The following is a 13,511-nucleotide window of genomic DNA, read 5'->3' on the forward strand; positions in this document are numbered from 1 at the left end:
CTATAGCTTGCCAGTTTCCAAGTACGTTAACAGCTCATCTTTTTCTAAATGACCAATTCCTAGATCATCCAAGGTCAGCCCTTCCTTTAAGAAATCCCGACCCGTCATCACAGACGCCAAAGTAATCATACTGTCGATAACTTTAGTTTCTACCCCAAATTTTTTGCCCAGCTCATGATAAATGTGGCAGCCTACTGGAATATCTTCAGTGATATACCGATCCTGAATACTGAAAGGACCAGTACCGATTGCCATTTCATATTGTTCATCAAACGGAACAATGCAATCATCTCCCATGTATTCAGGCCCTAAAATACTAGTCCGAGACAAGAAATTCTTTTTCGGGAAGCGCTGCAAATCCACACCAATCGCTTCAGCCAATGCCACCTCTTCTAAATAGAAGGCGTATTGCACTTTCGAAATCGATTCACAATAAGCATGGGAATAAATCGAGTAGGTAGATTTATCATTGCCGCCAAATACGCGCCCCCAGTTTTCCATTACCCCTACACCCAAAATCGTTCCCGGACAATGCAGCACCGGATTAACGTTACTAAAACCGACATCTAGAACCGTTTTCCCACTGGTTGGCCCGTCGCCTTCTGTAATCGCATCAAAACAGCCTAATTGTTTCGTGCTTTCCAAGAACGCTTCTTGATCAGTTGAAGGCAAGCTTGCCCCGCGTAAAGTAATCGCTCGATAGATCAAACCGATTTCTGAAGTCATCACACCGCCTTCCTTCACAACTCGCGCACCATAGGGGGCACTGGACCAGCCACCGATGATTACTTGCTTTGTGCAGTTGGCTTCCCGCATTTTTTTGCGTAATTTCAATGAACCAAAGTTGTCAGGAATAATATGGATAATCATGCCATCTTCTAACACCGGAACCAGTTCTTCAAAAAAGGCATCGTGGGCAATCGATGGTACGGCTACTATCAACAATTTACAGCCCTTCACACAATCCGCCACATTATCAGTAATCTTTTCAAAGCGAGCATTACCGGAACGCTTAAAGCCATACTTGCTGTTTTGCTTGCCGGTTATATTAATCCCTGTTCGTTTAACCGATGCCAGCGTTGTTTCAAAAAAATTGGGCAAATCACAAATATTAACCTTGTTTCCACCTAGTACACAATCCGCTGCAACGGCTTTGCCAGCTGCACCACCCCCTAAAACCGCTACTGTTGTATCTGGCAAATTTTCCTTCAAAACCATTTCCTTCACTCCTTTTTCTAAATAAAAAAAAACGCCCCTGATTTGCATACGAAATGCTAAACCAAGGACGATTACAACCTGTGATCGTGGTACCACCTTTTTTTACTTGTATAAACAAGCCTCTCAGCTACGGAAATGACTTCGATAGCCTCGTCGCGATATCGGGCGAACCCGCAGCACCTTAGGAATTCCCCTCAGCGACTGATGCCAAAAGACCATCTTCCTATCCGCTCGAATATCTCTTTTCACCAGCCAGAGACTCTCTAAAACTCTTGCAAATAGTACTCTTCTTTTCCATGCATAATTATTAAAAATAGATTAGTAATTACCTAGTATCTTATAATTACTCCCAGCGTCTGTCAATGCTTTTTCAAATAATCTAAAACAAGTTGCAAATCATTTCCTCGCTGAATGACTCCAGCTGGCACCTTAGTAATATCCAACTCAAAATTCGCATCCGGCACCATTAAAACCTTCAATCCAGCATTCTCAGCTGCCTGACTTCCGGGAATCGAATCTTCTACCGCAATCCCAGCATCAGCAGTAAAACCAGCCCGTTTTAATACTTCCAAATATACGTCTGGTGCTGGCTTCAGGTTTGCTACATCATCGCCAAATACCGGGTAATCAATATAGTCTAAGAACCCCAAGCCTGCTAACACATCTCCTGCCCGTTTGGCAACCGTAGATGTTGCCAAACCAACTGTATGGTTTTCCTTAGCTGCTTGTAATGCTTCCTTAGCATAAGGCTTAGGAGGAACCCTTCCCTCATCCAATTCTTGATAAAAATATTTTTCCCTAGTCTTACGAATTGCCATCACTAAATCTCGGTCGTTAGTCAGCTTCACCAGCTCTTCAGTGGTCTCATGATAGCCTTTGCCTACCCAGCCATGAAACATTTCAGCTGGCAGCTGAACTCCATGATAATTCGCTGCATACTCCCACCCATCGCGATAAACCCTTTCTGTATCAACCAATAGCCCATCCATATCAAAGATGACAATCTTTAACTCACTTTGGCTCATGTAACTCCTCCTAACAGTATTTACTTCTTCTTTCATTTTGACGGTTTTATTGTTAGATTGCAATGGGAATTGTCGTTATAGCCCTTTCTCCAAGGCAGCCAACAACTTTCACAAAACAACTTAAGCAATTTAGAATTTCAACGAATTTTTACTCTATTTTTGCGTATATTATCTTGAACCAGATTTTGATAGAGAATAGTCTGCCATGATATACTAATGGTGAAGAAATTCTCTATCCACGAAAGGTAGAGAATTTGATGAAGAAGATGTTCAAGGTTTTGCCTACAACTGACTTGTTATTCCGAAAATTATTTACAAGCAAGGATTCGTCTCATATTTTAAAAGCATTTGTCCAAGATGTTTTAGACAAAAATTTTAAGTCTCTGAAGCCAAGAGAGACGTATCATATTGACAACTATAAGAAAACCTTTAGCGAAGATCCAGAATTGCTGCGTACAGAAGTAGACATTTTAGCGGAAACGGAAGACGGTTGTCATGTCACTATTGAGATGTTATGAAAAGTAAATAGTTATGTAAAGAACATCAAAATAGTGCCCGTAGATCAACTATCGTGATGCTCTTTACTTTACATAACTAAAGTGAAGTTTTCAACCATTCAACCAATTCTGATTTTTTTTCGTCCGTATACTTTGTATCAGAATGAACTTCTGAATAGTTTTTTTCCAATATCCTTCGCTTTATTTCTGGGTTTACCCTTGCATAAATTTCTGTCGTATTCACTGAGGCATGTCCTAATAAATCTCGGATATAAATCAAATTAACCCCAGCTTCCAACAAATGCATGGCTTTACTATGCCTCAAACTATGGTTGGAAATTTTTTTGAGAAATAAGTGTGGATTCTCCTGTCGAGCTTTTTGGATATTTTTATCCAATATATACTGGACGCCTGCTCGGGTCAATTTCTTATTTACATTATTTCGAAAGACGTATTGTTCTGAAGAAATATTCAGATTTTGATCTTTAAGGTATTCCCTCAGTAAGTCACGGACTTCTAATGAAAAAGGTATTTGACGATATTTAGCGCCTTTTCCAAGAACCTCCACTGAAGGTGGCGAAGAAAAGCGAATATTACATATTTGGGTCTCAATTATCTCTTGAACGCGACAGCCTGTATCATACATAAAGGATAATAACGCCTTTTCTCTGCGCCCCTTTTTAGTAGTATTATCAGGCATAGATAAAAGTATTTTTAACTCTTTTATTGTTAAATATGCTATTTGTTGAGTGATCTTTTTTTTGCTAGGAATGTCTGTTATTCTTTCCCATTGACTCAAAAAGGCAAACTCTTTTCGTTTTAAATAATTCGCAAAACTTTTTAAGCAACCTAAGCGTTGATTTCTTGTATTGATACTATTTCCACGATTTTCTTCTAAATAGTTGAGGAACCTTTCAACGATTGCTTCATTAAAATCTTCTAGCTTTATGTTGTCAGAAGTAATTCTTTCGTGCGTTGCTAAATAGTCAAAAAAGAGCACGAAAGTGTCTCGATAAGATTCAATAGTCTTTTTTGAGCAACCTAAGAATTTAGTTAAATAACTTGAAAAATAATTCATCACATAAAATGAAAAGCCATGCATGTCAATCTTCCTCTCCTTGATAGAACAAGTTACCGATATACTTTTTCACTTTTGTGCTCACATTTTTATGTTGCTGAACGGTTAGTCGTAAATAGTTTTCAGTTTGAGTCAGGTGTTCATGTCCTAAATAAACAGACAATAAAGGAAGTGCGGCATAAAGATCAATTCCTTCTTTTTCTGCCTTTTCAAGCGCATGAATGGCAAACGTATGACGTAAGTCATGAATTCGAGGTAAATTACCGCCCTGTCGATATGGAATGTAAGAGTCTACTAGTAGTTTCCTATATCTACGATATAGAGACCCTATAGAATAATGTTCGTCATAAGAATTCGGGTGATGAAAAATGAATTGGTTAGGTTCTAAGTGGGAACTGTAAGAGGTCATATAGCTTTGTAATTGTGCATGCACACTATCAGATAATGGAATGATTCGACTTATATGATTTTTAGAATCAATGATTTCAATAATCCCTTGATCCACTTTACAATGTTTTTTCCGTAAATGCAGTCCTTCGGAGCGACGCAGACCACAAGAGTAGTACAAAATGAATAATAAGGTAAACGCATCATTTGAATAATCCTTTTGATTGACGATCTTTTTTAGATTATCAAATAGACGGATAATCTCCTCGTGAGTAAAAATGTAAGGGACAAAAGAGCTTTTCAGGTATCTCGGTTCAAATGGATCAATATAAATATTTGGATAACCCATGTCAGTTAATATATGACAAATATCACAGAGTACTTTGATTCGCATGTTATGGTAGACTTTTCCTTCATTGTCAGTTTGTTCGCACCATTTCTCATACATTTCCTGTGTAATAATTGGTTTCGTTGGTTTAAACTGACTGAGAAATTTTGCAATTCGTCTATAAAAACCAACATAGCAGTCGCCATAATCATAACCTATTCCTCGTTTGTATTGAATAACACGCTCAAATGGTTCGTTGTAAGGTTCGGCGAACTTATAATTATAAAAAGACATAAGGCACCTCCAAAGAAAATTCTCTTAATTTGGTTTCGTCAATGGTCAGATATTTCTCTGTCGATCTTATTTGCTTGTGTCCTAGAACATTAGAAATTGCGCTAATTGGAACTGACTCCTGCATCAAATTTGTCGCAAGTGAATGTCTCATGGCATGGGCCCCCGCATGCTTACCAGTAATATCAATTTCTGCTCTTAGAAAGACTCGTTTAACGATAGAAGAAATTCCACCAATAGAAAATTTGTGATAGGGAGCACAGCTAATTAAAAAAATATGATCCAAGTCCTCATTGACCGCTTTTCTGCTGTTCTTAATGTAATCTAACAAGGCAAATTTCATTTCGGGCAATAATGGAAGTGTCAGAGGTTCGCCGCTTTTCTTTTGCCTGATAAAGAAAACATCGTTTTCCCAATCAAGTTGCGCAAACGTCATCTCTAATAAATCAGATGCACGTATTCCAGTATAATAAAGAGTTGTAATAACTGCCATTTCAAGTTTACCTTGAACAGAGTTTATATCGATAACATCAAATGCTTTTCTCATATCTTCTTTACTATAATAAGATAATATAGATAATCTCTGACTAGAATGGATAACTGGAAAGATAGAATACCCAGAAAACGGGCAAATTTGTTTATCAAACATCCAATCAATTGCTTGTCTAAGATTTCCACGATGTAAATCCTTAGTATTTGGAGAGCTTTCTAAACTATTGATGAATTGATGGACAAGTGTAGTAGATAGTTCTCTAAATGAATAGACCCGGTTTTTATCTAAAAAAAGAAGGAATTTTCCCATTGTCCATAACTTATTTTTTTTTGCTTGCTTCTGACAAGTGATTAAATTATCTACGAAATCTTTGTATTCTAAATAAAAATCTAAAAATGCAGTAGGGATATTTGTATAAGCCGTGTTGTGATGTCTTAATAAGTAATTTCCAGTGTGATAAAATTCAAACAGTAAAAGTACGGGGCGGCGAAGAGTAAATTGTAATTGGCAGTTAGGGGCATCTAAATCAAAGTCGAAGGATTCTTTAAAAAAATTTCGAGCTTCATTAGAGTTCACCTTCTGAATATTTCTCTTAACACAGAAAGTTTCAAAAGTATGACCAATCCATAAAAAATGATCCAGTGTATTGTCGGAATATCCATCGCCTTTCATTTTTTTGATAAGTTGATTCATAGTAGGAACAATCTGATCGGTATCCATGTAAAAACCTCCTTTTCTTTTATTTGGATACAAATCAACTGTACCACCATCTTTCATTATGTGAAGAAAAAAGTGAATAGACATTGACAAATCAACGTCTGTTCACTCAACTTTACATAACTATTTACTTTTCATAACATCTCTTATGTAAAGCTTTGCATAAGAAATGCAAGTCCAGTCCCACGATTTTTTTGTTGAACGCGCGCTCTTTTATTTAGGAGAAGCCTATCGCAGCTCATTAGGCAATCAAGAAGTGGAGGATTTCATCAAAAGCAATAATTTTTCCGCTTTGCGCCCAACCTATGGTATTAATATCGTTGATTTTCATTTGTTTGAAAGAGAAGATCCGGCAATCCGCAAGTTTGCCCTGCTAGACTTGGATTCCCACAAATTGTTGCAAGCCCATCAAGGAGACGAATTGATTATTCTATGCTTTTTCAGTTTAAAGAATAAAATAATTGATCAAAACAGCCCTGCTTTTCTTTGGCAACAGTTTTTTAGAACTGGTGAAGTGCCCGATAATGCCCCAGATTATTTAAAAGAAGCTCAAAAAAAGACCAACTACTACTCGTTAGATGAGGAGGAACAAAAAATGATCATGAATATGAATAAGGCAAAGATGATTAACGATGCAGTGATGTCAACCGCAGTGAGAAAAGCTGAGGAACGTGGGATTAAAGAAGGTGCTGATATGAGATCAGTGGATATCGCTTTGAATCTCCTAAAGATGGGGCTTTCGGTGGAACAAGTGGCTGTTGGTACTGGCTTAGCCATTAAAGAAATTGAAGAAATTCGAAATAGTTTACAGTAACACGTTTACCTAGTTTCAGAGCTATTAAAAAATCTTCAATAAATTGTAGAAAACGTAATTAAAAACACCGGAGACTTTTACGTCCCCGGTGAAATTGTTACCCTTTGGTTCTCGCTACTAACTCACGTAAATTCTCATCCGCACTTTTTCCGTCGTCCTTTTTCAAAAGTGCTTCAGAAATAATGAATGAGCCGCCAACGCCAATGATATGATCATTTTCAAGATACTCCATGAAGTTCTCTTGGTTAATCCCGCCAGTTGGCAAAAACTTCACGTCGTAAAACGGCCCGCTTAACGCTTTGATTGCTTTTAAACCGCCATAAATATCTGCTGGGAAGAATTTTACAACGTTAATGCCGTATTCCATTGCTCGCTGGATATCTCCAGGTGTTGCAGTCCCTGGAAAGACTGGTACATCCCGTTCGATACAGTAGTCAATCACTTCTGGAACAATCGCCGGTGAAACAACAAATTTCGCACCATTTTCCAATGCCACCTTGGCCTCTGCTAAGGTTCTGACTGTACCAGCTCCCACAATTAATTCACCTGAAACAGCTAAGCGCTTGATGGCTTCAGCTGCTAGGTCGCTGCGAAAGGCAACTTCGATAAACCGAACATCATTTTTTACCAGTACTTCTTCTAGTTTATCTAAACAATCCAAATCAGTTACTGTATATAGTGGCAGTAATTTAACCTCCGCTAATTGTTGATAAAGTTCATGATCCATATTTGCTAACATCGTTCGTCTCACTTTCCCGCAAAATTAGTTTGCTTTCTTAGACTTAACTGCTGCTTCATGCAGACCCTGCAAGTAGGTAATTCCCATTGCCCGATCATACAAGCCATAACCAGGCATTGCAACTTCACCCCAGACAGTTCGACCATGGTCAGGACGGATTGGTCCCTCGAAGCCAACATCAACTAAGGCCTCCATTATAGCATACATATCTAGAGAACCCTCCGTACTTAAATGAGCCGTTTCTTTAAATTTACGTTCACCCATAAAGCCAACATTGCGGAAGTGAACAAAGTTAATTCTGTGACCAATTTCACGAACCATCTCAACTAGATCGTTATTGGGATCAGCACCAAGGGACCCTGTGCAGAAAGTAATTCCGTTATAAGGTGAATCAACGATGCTCAAAATTTTCTTCAGATCCTCTAGATTTTTAGTAATCCGTGGCAGGTCAAAGATTTCCCAAGGCGGATCATCCGGATGGATCGCCATTTTGACATCCATTTCCTCACATACTGGAATAATGCGAGTTAGAAAATATTCTAAATTTTCAAATAATTTTTCTTCTGTTACACCCTCATAGGTAGCCATTAAGCTGTTAAATTTTTTCAACCGCTCTTCTTCCCACCCAGGTAGCTTAAATCCTTTTGATTGGCTATGGATCAACTTATACATATCACTTGGTTCCATATTGTCCACAACTGATTGATCATAAACCAATGAATAGCTGCCATCTTCATTCTCATAATTTAAAGTTGTTTTAGCCCAGCCAAATATTGGCTTGAAGCTGTAACAAATCATATGAACATCGCAGGCTGATAAATTTTTGATAGTCTGGATATAATTATCAATGTACTGATCTCGTTCAGCTGTTCCGGCTTTGATAGCATCATGAATTGCAACACTTTCAATTCCTAAGAGCTCCAAGTTTTCCTTCTCGATGGAGTCCTTCAACTCTTGAATTTCGTTTACTTCCCAGACATCTCCTGGAAGTTTATTTAATAAAGTACCGACAATCCCATTCATACCTGGAATTTGACGCACATTGTTTAATGGAATGGAATCACCTTTCTCTCCATACCATCTAAATCCCCATTTCATTATAGACCTTCCCCCATTTCTTAAAAATCGTCCTCATCATCATCGTCTGATGCATCTACCATAGAAACATGCCACATGCTTAAGCTTTCAGTACCTTGGTTAATCACAGCTTGCGCAGTTTGTTCTACTGGCGTGCTTAAAATTTGATGATTAATCGTTTCTAGCAGCATTGGCAGGTTTACACCACCAATAATATATACCATTTCTTGCAATTCCGCTTCCAAGCTATTCACCATCAATACTGACTGGTTGTAAGGACTCGCACTTGCCAAGTCAACAAGTACAATAACACCTTCGCCTTGATTAACTTCAAGAATTGCTTCTTTGATTTTTGTTCCTAATGCTTGAACATCGTCTCCCTGATTCAGGTTTACAGTAGCGATGTTGTTGGTAGCACCGATGATGACTTCAGCTGAATCCTTCAATCCATCACTTAACTTGCCATGTGTTGCTATGACGATACCTAACATGTAAAAAGCCTCCTATTCTTTATTGGAACAACTTGATAATCTTCGTTAAATTTTCCATATTCAAAGTCTTTTGCTTTAGCTCTACTTTATCCAAAATATACTGAGTACCTTCTGAAGTTTCACTAACATTAGCACCAAATAAATAATTGATATTTCCTATCCCAGGATGCTGACGAACAGCTGATTGCTGCAACATTTCACTGGAGAATCCTTTTCCTTTAGCATGCAGTTCCGTATGAGCACCAACTGCATCCAAAGAATAAATTTTCGCTGATGACTTGCAGGAATCTTTCAGAACATTTAGCCCCACATCTCCATAAGCACCTTCATCAATAAAAGCGAAGGCCATCTTTTTGTTTTGTATACTATTAATCAACTGTAAGATAGCCAAAATAGATGACGTATTCCGAATCAACGTATTGCGATTCGACAATCCCTTAGCTACTTTCCCTAAAAAGATGAAATATGCTCCATAGCAAACCGCTACAAAGATAGTCAGAGGTGAAGAAAGATCAAAAGCACTTGGTGCAACTTGCATATAGGCAAAAGTAAATAGCAAACCTGCCAGCAGTGTCAACAAAGCACTGGCTAGAATAAAGCTTGTAGTTCCTTTGCTTTGTTTTTTTCGGTCAAATAAATAATAAGGACCAAAATGCTGAGGCGGTGTATCATAATAGGTGCAAATGATCTGATCGGCTTTTTCAATATCTCCAACGTAAATATTATTGGCAGCATATTTTTTATGACGGTTGTATTCAATCACCTGAATATCTTCCCTCATTTTGGCAATATCCGTAGCCAATGCCGTAATGAATCTACGTTTTTGTTTCGCGGTACGCCTTACCCGATATACATATTGATAACGAAACAGCCAATCGTTAAAAATCTCATTTTGTTCCATTTACTTCACTTCCCAACATTTTGGTCTTTCCTTAAAAGAAAATTACCATCGGATACTGCGTGATGGTAATTTTCAACAATTTTATAAACCGAATTGCCCTAATACATCCTTCAATGAAGACTTAGGTGCAGATGGTGTTGCTTGGAAATAAATATCCTCTACACCATAATCTTCATGCAATTCTTTTAGCTTTTCAGCATCTTCCTTGTTTAGATAAACAGACTTTGTTACCAACAAATCTTTGTCAGGATCTTTTTGAGCAATCCCACCGATATTCAATTCCTTCATTGGTAAGCCATGTTTAACCAAATCATAGATGACGCTAACAGTTTTGGTAATCAGGATACAATTGTAATCTTTGAAATTATACTCATCCCAATAGAATTTCGCTTTTTCTGGTGTAATAACTATGGTCTTTTGACCAGTACGACTTCCTGCACTCTTGTATAGATCACGCATAAATTTGTCTTTAGCTACTACTTCATCTACTACAAATATTGAGTTTACTCCACTCTTTTGTGATAAGGTCATCATTACTTGACCATGGATCAAACGCTCATCAACACGTGCTAAATTTACTACTCCCATTACGGATCACTTCCTTTTAAATTTTATAGAATTCCTACAGCTGCTAAAACAATCAGAATTGCTGTCAACCAAAGCAGTGCCTGAGTAACCTTCAAGCCCTTCTTGGTATAGAACCAATAGACACCCATTACGACAGCCAAAGGCAAGATTCCCGGAACAATTTGATCCAGTATTTCTTGAACAACAAATTCTCGACCCGACAGACTGAATTTCAAGGTTGATGCCACTTTGACATAGTTTCCAGCTAGAATCCCCATCATGAACAAACCAAGTACGGACAATGTTTCAATTGCTGTTTGCACACCTGTACTTTGCATCAAACCAGTTGCATTACGCCCCATTGAGAAGGCTTGCTGTGCGAAGAATACCCCAAGCAATACTTGATATAAAGCAAAACATACGAATGGGAATAACGCACCTAATGCGCTACCCTCTTGAGCCCAAGGAACAGCAATCGCAATAAAGATATATTGAACAGTTCCAGAGTCGATCGCATCCCCAATACCTGCTAGAGCGCCCATTAAACCGGCTTTGGTGTTGTACATTAAATCATCTTGCATCATAATTTCTTTTTGCTCATATTCTTCTTCTGCCCTTTGTTGTTCCATTGAGGACATTAAACCGGTAATAACTCCACCACCCCAGCTTAACTGAGTATTGAAGAATAGTAATTGCCGTTTGTAAGCAGCTTTTAACTTATCATCATCTTTGTATAATTTTCTTAAAATTGGCATCATAGCATATAGTAAAGACGGTGCCAAATAACGTTCAAATGAATGCGGAATTTCATTGGCAAAGTGCCAGCGAAGATACGCTTTGGTTACATCTTTTTTAGTAATTTCTTCTGGTGCTAAATTGGTTGTTTTAGTTGCTTCTGTCATTGTTTTTTCCCTCCTTATCAATTAAAATCCATCATCGTAATCATCGTCGTCATCATCCATTGAGGTTGGTGTACTTGATCCGCTGTCAGATGCTTGTACTAATTTACCTTTTTGTGATTGTACAAAAATTAAGGCAATAATTATGCCGAAGACAGCATAAGTAACCATGGTAATTTCCAATGATTTGAAGACAACACTCATGAAGTACGCAAGGAAGAAGAAGACCATGTAATCTTTTCGACCAATAACATAAACTGTTGTTGCAATCCCAATTGCGGCTAATCCGCCACCGACTACTTCTAGGACGTGGATAACTACGGTTCCCTCTAAAGCAGTAATGACATCTGCAATAACTGGTGCACCTAAGAACAATGCTACAAATACTAATGGTACAAATAATAAGAATGAAGCAATAGTTGGATAAGTAATGATTGAACGGGCAATTGCTCGTGGATTCAGATCTTCCACTGCTTTATCCGTGTATTTCCCTAAAAAAGTATTGATGAAGAATCTAAATTGATAAAGATAACTACCTAAAAGTCCTACTGGTACGGCTACGGCAATTGCCGCTTCTGGTTTCAAATTTCCTAGCAAAGCTACTGGTACGGCAATCGCTGCTGCGATAGAAGGTTCTGCCGGCATTGATCCACCCGGTGAGAATACCCCCATGTAGATCATCTGAAGTGCTGCGGTAACAATCATTGCCTGGGAAACATTTCCCATTACCACCCCTACAAAAAGTCCTGTCATTAATGGAGAGAAACGCAGGGTCAGTGTTGCCCCGCCCCCTAGCCATCTTGACATAACAGCCGCAACCCATAGCGCGATTAACAAACTCTGCATTACACTTAAAGTTTCCATATGTCCTCCTTTTGAAGCTCGTTTAATTTATATATTGCTCTAAACTTTCAATTGTTTCTTTTAATTTCTGTTTCGTAATGGTTAGTGGAATCAAATGAACCTTCTCTTTGGAATCAATGAATTCAACCAGCTGATCAAGCACCGCTTCATCCTCAGGGTAAATGCCCATTTGATGCATGGAAGTTGGTAAATTCAATTCCTGGTAAAACGGCATTAAACGATCAATGGTTGACCACTTGCCTTCCAGTGCCAGTTGGAAAAAGATTCCGTAAGCTACCTTTTCACCATGGAGATAACGGTGACAAGCTGGAATATATTTACTCATCCCATCGTGCATTGCATGGGCAGCAGCATTTCTAGCGTATTTATCTCCCAAACCGCCTACTAATCCAGCAACACCAAAGACAATTTCTGACAGATGAACAAATTCATCAGATAATCGCTGATCTTTCATGTCTTGAATAGCTTTAGCCGAATCACGCGTAATTACTTCTTCACAAAGCTTTGCCGTATACCCTGCCATTTGTAAAAAAGGCTCATTCTTTAAATGATCCTGTGCCAGAATGGCTTCTGATTCGTACCATTTAGCGATGGTGTCAGCCAATCCGGCAATAAAATAATCAACTGGTGAGTCAATCACTAGTTCAGGCTCTGTGATCAAGAAAGCAGCCTGCCGTAGAAAATGTTCACTCTTTCCTTCTGAATCTCCATTCTCCTTATACATCACTGCCAGCGGAGTCCAGGGAGCACAGTTACTAGCTAGTGTAGGGATTACTCCGAAATTTACATTGAATTTATGGGCAGCGTAACCAACCAAATCTGTCAATTTCCCTCCACCAACACCAATGATAAAATCAATGTCTTCCTTTTGAACCACTTCACCAATTAAGTCTGCTCCGTAATAGCTGCATTCCCCCGTGTACTGATGATAGGTAAAGCAATAGCTCTCCTCTTTTAAAAAGTCTAGGCGAGGTTGAGCCTTTTGCCACGATATAGTTCCATGAACAATCAATACATTTTTGGCATCATATTCTTCCAACAAGGCAGGGACCATTTCAAATGCATTTGAACAATACTGATAAAATTGTGGTCCTACCTTTACCTTCAAACCTTCTAACATCGGCA

General features: G+C 38.5%; 15 protein-coding genes and 1 other annotated feature. Of the genes, 2 read left to right on the top strand and 13 right to left on the bottom strand.

The window, feature by feature from the left end; all coding sequences use genetic code 11:
• Both I588_RS08260 and I588_RS08265 read right to left on the bottom strand, forming a co-directional pair.
• Positions 1-1,218: an NAD/NADP octopine/nopaline dehydrogenase family protein gene (locus tag I588_RS08260; RefSeq protein ID WP_010755498.1), complete on the bottom strand. Its 1,218-nt coding sequence runs from the start codon at positions 1,216-1,218 to the stop codon at positions 1-3.
• A 60-nt stretch (positions 1,219-1,278) separates the two neighbouring features.
• Positions 1,279-1,524 (bottom strand) — a binding site (T-box leader).
• 53 nt (positions 1,525-1,577) lie between these two features.
• Complete coding sequence (locus tag I588_RS08265; RefSeq protein WP_010755497.1) at positions 1,578-2,243, bottom strand: HAD family hydrolase; 666 nt, start codon at positions 2,241-2,243, stop codon at positions 1,578-1,580.
• Between the two features lie 257 nt (positions 2,244-2,500).
• Between I588_RS08265 and I588_RS08270 the strand changes: the two genes are divergently transcribed.
• On the top strand, positions 2,501-2,761 hold the full coding sequence (locus I588_RS08270; RefSeq protein ID WP_010755496.1) for a PD-(D/E)XK nuclease family transposase: 261 nt from the start codon (positions 2,501-2,503) through the stop codon (positions 2,759-2,761).
• 76 nt (positions 2,762-2,837) lie between these two features.
• Here I588_RS08270 and I588_RS08275 read toward each other — a convergent pair whose 3' ends face one another.
• The 3 genes from I588_RS08275 to I588_RS08285 are packed head-to-tail and all read right to left on the bottom strand — an operon-like array spanning position 2,838 to position 6,037.
• A complete protein-coding gene (locus tag I588_RS08275) occupies positions 2,838-3,818 on the bottom strand; it encodes a tyrosine-type recombinase/integrase (RefSeq protein ID WP_211219390.1) in 981 nt (326 codons plus the stop codon).
• A gap of 25 nt (positions 3,819-3,843) precedes the next feature.
• A complete protein-coding gene (locus tag I588_RS08280; protein WP_010755494.1) occupies positions 3,844-4,827 on the bottom strand; it encodes a tyrosine-type recombinase/integrase in 984 nt (327 codons plus the stop codon).
• Positions 4,814-6,037, bottom strand: a complete 1,224-nt coding sequence (locus tag I588_RS08285) for a tyrosine-type recombinase/integrase (protein WP_010755493.1) — start codon at positions 6,035-6,037, stop codon at positions 4,814-4,816. Before I588_RS08285 ends, I588_RS08280 begins: the two co-directional genes overlap by 14 nt.
• Positions 6,038-6,203: 166 nt before the next feature.
• On the opposite strand from I588_RS08285, the gene I588_RS08290 reads away from it, so the two are divergent.
• Positions 6,204-6,848, top strand: coding sequence for an Rpn family recombination-promoting nuclease/putative transposase (locus tag I588_RS08290; RefSeq protein WP_010755492.1), 645 nt, complete (start codon positions 6,204-6,206; stop codon positions 6,846-6,848).
• 97 nt (positions 6,849-6,945) lie between these two features.
• Here I588_RS08290 and I588_RS08295 read toward each other — a convergent pair whose 3' ends face one another.
• The 8 genes from I588_RS08295 to I588_RS08330 all read right to left on the bottom strand — a co-directional run bounded on the left by I588_RS08295 (position 6,946) and on the right by I588_RS08330 (position 13,506).
• Entirely contained in the window at positions 6,946-7,587 is a 642-nt protein-coding gene (locus I588_RS08295) for a bifunctional 4-hydroxy-2-oxoglutarate aldolase/2-dehydro-3-deoxy-phosphogluconate aldolase (RefSeq protein ID WP_010755491.1), read from the bottom strand.
• 24 nt (positions 7,588-7,611) lie between these two features.
• Positions 7,612-8,685, bottom strand: a complete 1,074-nt coding sequence (gene uxuA / locus I588_RS08300) for a mannonate dehydratase (RefSeq protein WP_010755490.1) — start codon at positions 8,683-8,685, stop codon at positions 7,612-7,614.
• Positions 8,686-8,705: 20 nt separating this feature from the next.
• Positions 8,706-9,155: a PTS sugar transporter subunit IIA gene (locus tag I588_RS08305; protein WP_010755489.1), complete on the bottom strand. Its 450-nt coding sequence runs from the start codon at positions 9,153-9,155 to the stop codon at positions 8,706-8,708.
• A gap of 19 nt (positions 9,156-9,174) precedes the next feature.
• Positions 9,175-10,056, bottom strand: a complete 882-nt coding sequence (locus I588_RS08310; RefSeq protein WP_010755488.1) for a hypothetical protein — start codon at positions 10,054-10,056, stop codon at positions 9,175-9,177.
• A gap of 81 nt (positions 10,057-10,137) precedes the next feature.
• Positions 10,138-10,644, bottom strand: a complete 507-nt coding sequence (locus tag I588_RS08315; protein ID WP_010755487.1) for a PTS sugar transporter subunit IIB — start codon at positions 10,642-10,644, stop codon at positions 10,138-10,140.
• 23 nt (positions 10,645-10,667) lie between these two features.
• Positions 10,668-11,525: a PTS system mannose/fructose/sorbose family transporter subunit IID gene (locus tag I588_RS08320; RefSeq protein ID WP_010755486.1), complete on the bottom strand. Its 858-nt coding sequence runs from the start codon at positions 11,523-11,525 to the stop codon at positions 10,668-10,670.
• Between the two features lie 21 nt (positions 11,526-11,546).
• Positions 11,547-12,386 (bottom strand): PTS mannose/fructose/sorbose/N-acetylgalactosamine transporter subunit IIC, encoded by an 840-nt coding sequence (locus tag I588_RS08325; RefSeq protein ID WP_010755485.1) that lies wholly within the window; start codon positions 12,384-12,386, stop codon positions 11,547-11,549.
• Between the two features lie 22 nt (positions 12,387-12,408).
• Entirely contained in the window at positions 12,409-13,506 is a 1,098-nt protein-coding gene (locus tag I588_RS08330; protein WP_010755484.1) for an iron-containing alcohol dehydrogenase family protein, read from the bottom strand.
• Between the last annotated feature and the right edge of the window lie 5 nt (positions 13,507-13,511).

The organism is Enterococcus pallens ATCC BAA-351 (genome assembly GCF_000407485.1).
Taxonomy (GTDB): Bacteria; Bacillota; Bacilli; order Lactobacillales; family Enterococcaceae; genus Enterococcus_A; species Enterococcus_A pallens.

Bases quoted from the DNA above. Each gene is read 5' to 3' on its own strand.
- I588_RS08305 (WP_010755489.1), bottom strand. From the start codon at position 9,155: ATGTTAGGTATCGTCATAGCAACACATGGCAAGTTAAGTGATGGATTG.
- I588_RS08315 (WP_010755487.1), bottom strand. From the start codon at position 10,644: ATGGGAGTAGTAAATTTAGCACGTGTTGATGAGCGTTTGATCCATGGT.
- I588_RS08330 (WP_010755484.1), bottom strand. From the start codon at position 13,506: ATGTTAGAAGGTTTGAAGGTAAAGGTAGGACCACAATTTTATCAGTAT.
- I588_RS08320 (WP_010755486.1), bottom strand. From the start codon at position 11,525: ATGACAGAAGCAACTAAAACAACCAATTTAGCACCAGAAGAAATTACT.
- I588_RS08325 (WP_010755485.1), bottom strand. From the start codon at position 12,386: ATGGAAACTTTAAGTGTAATGCAGAGTTTGTTAATCGCGCTATGGGTT.
- I588_RS08265 (WP_010755497.1), bottom strand. From the start codon at position 2,243: ATGAGCCAAAGTGAGTTAAAGATTGTCATCTTTGATATGGATGGGCTA.
- I588_RS08310 (WP_010755488.1), bottom strand. From the start codon at position 10,056: ATGGAACAAAATGAGATTTTTAACGATTGGCTGTTTCGTTATCAATAT.
- I588_RS08280 (WP_010755494.1), bottom strand. From the start codon at position 4,827: ATGTCTTTTTATAATTATAAGTTCGCCGAACCTTACAACGAACCATTT.
- I588_RS08285 (WP_010755493.1), bottom strand. From the start codon at position 6,037: ATGGATACCGATCAGATTGTTCCTACTATGAATCAACTTATCAAAAAA.
- I588_RS08295 (WP_010755491.1), bottom strand. From the start codon at position 7,587: ATGTTAGCAAATATGGATCATGAACTTTATCAACAATTAGCGGAGGTT.
- I588_RS08290 (WP_010755492.1), top strand. From the start codon at position 6,204: ATGCAAGTCCAGTCCCACGATTTTTTTGTTGAACGCGCGCTCTTTTAT.
- I588_RS08270 (WP_010755496.1), top strand. From the start codon at position 2,501: ATGAAGAAGATGTTCAAGGTTTTGCCTACAACTGACTTGTTATTCCGA.
- I588_RS08260 (WP_010755498.1), bottom strand. From the start codon at position 1,218: ATGGTTTTGAAGGAAAATTTGCCAGATACAACAGTAGCGGTTTTAGGG.
- I588_RS08275 (WP_211219390.1), bottom strand. From the start codon at position 3,818: ATGAATTATTTTTCAAGTTATTTAACTAAATTCTTAGGTTGCTCAAAA.
- uxuA (WP_010755490.1), bottom strand. From the start codon at position 8,685: ATGAAATGGGGATTTAGATGGTATGGAGAGAAAGGTGATTCCATTCCA.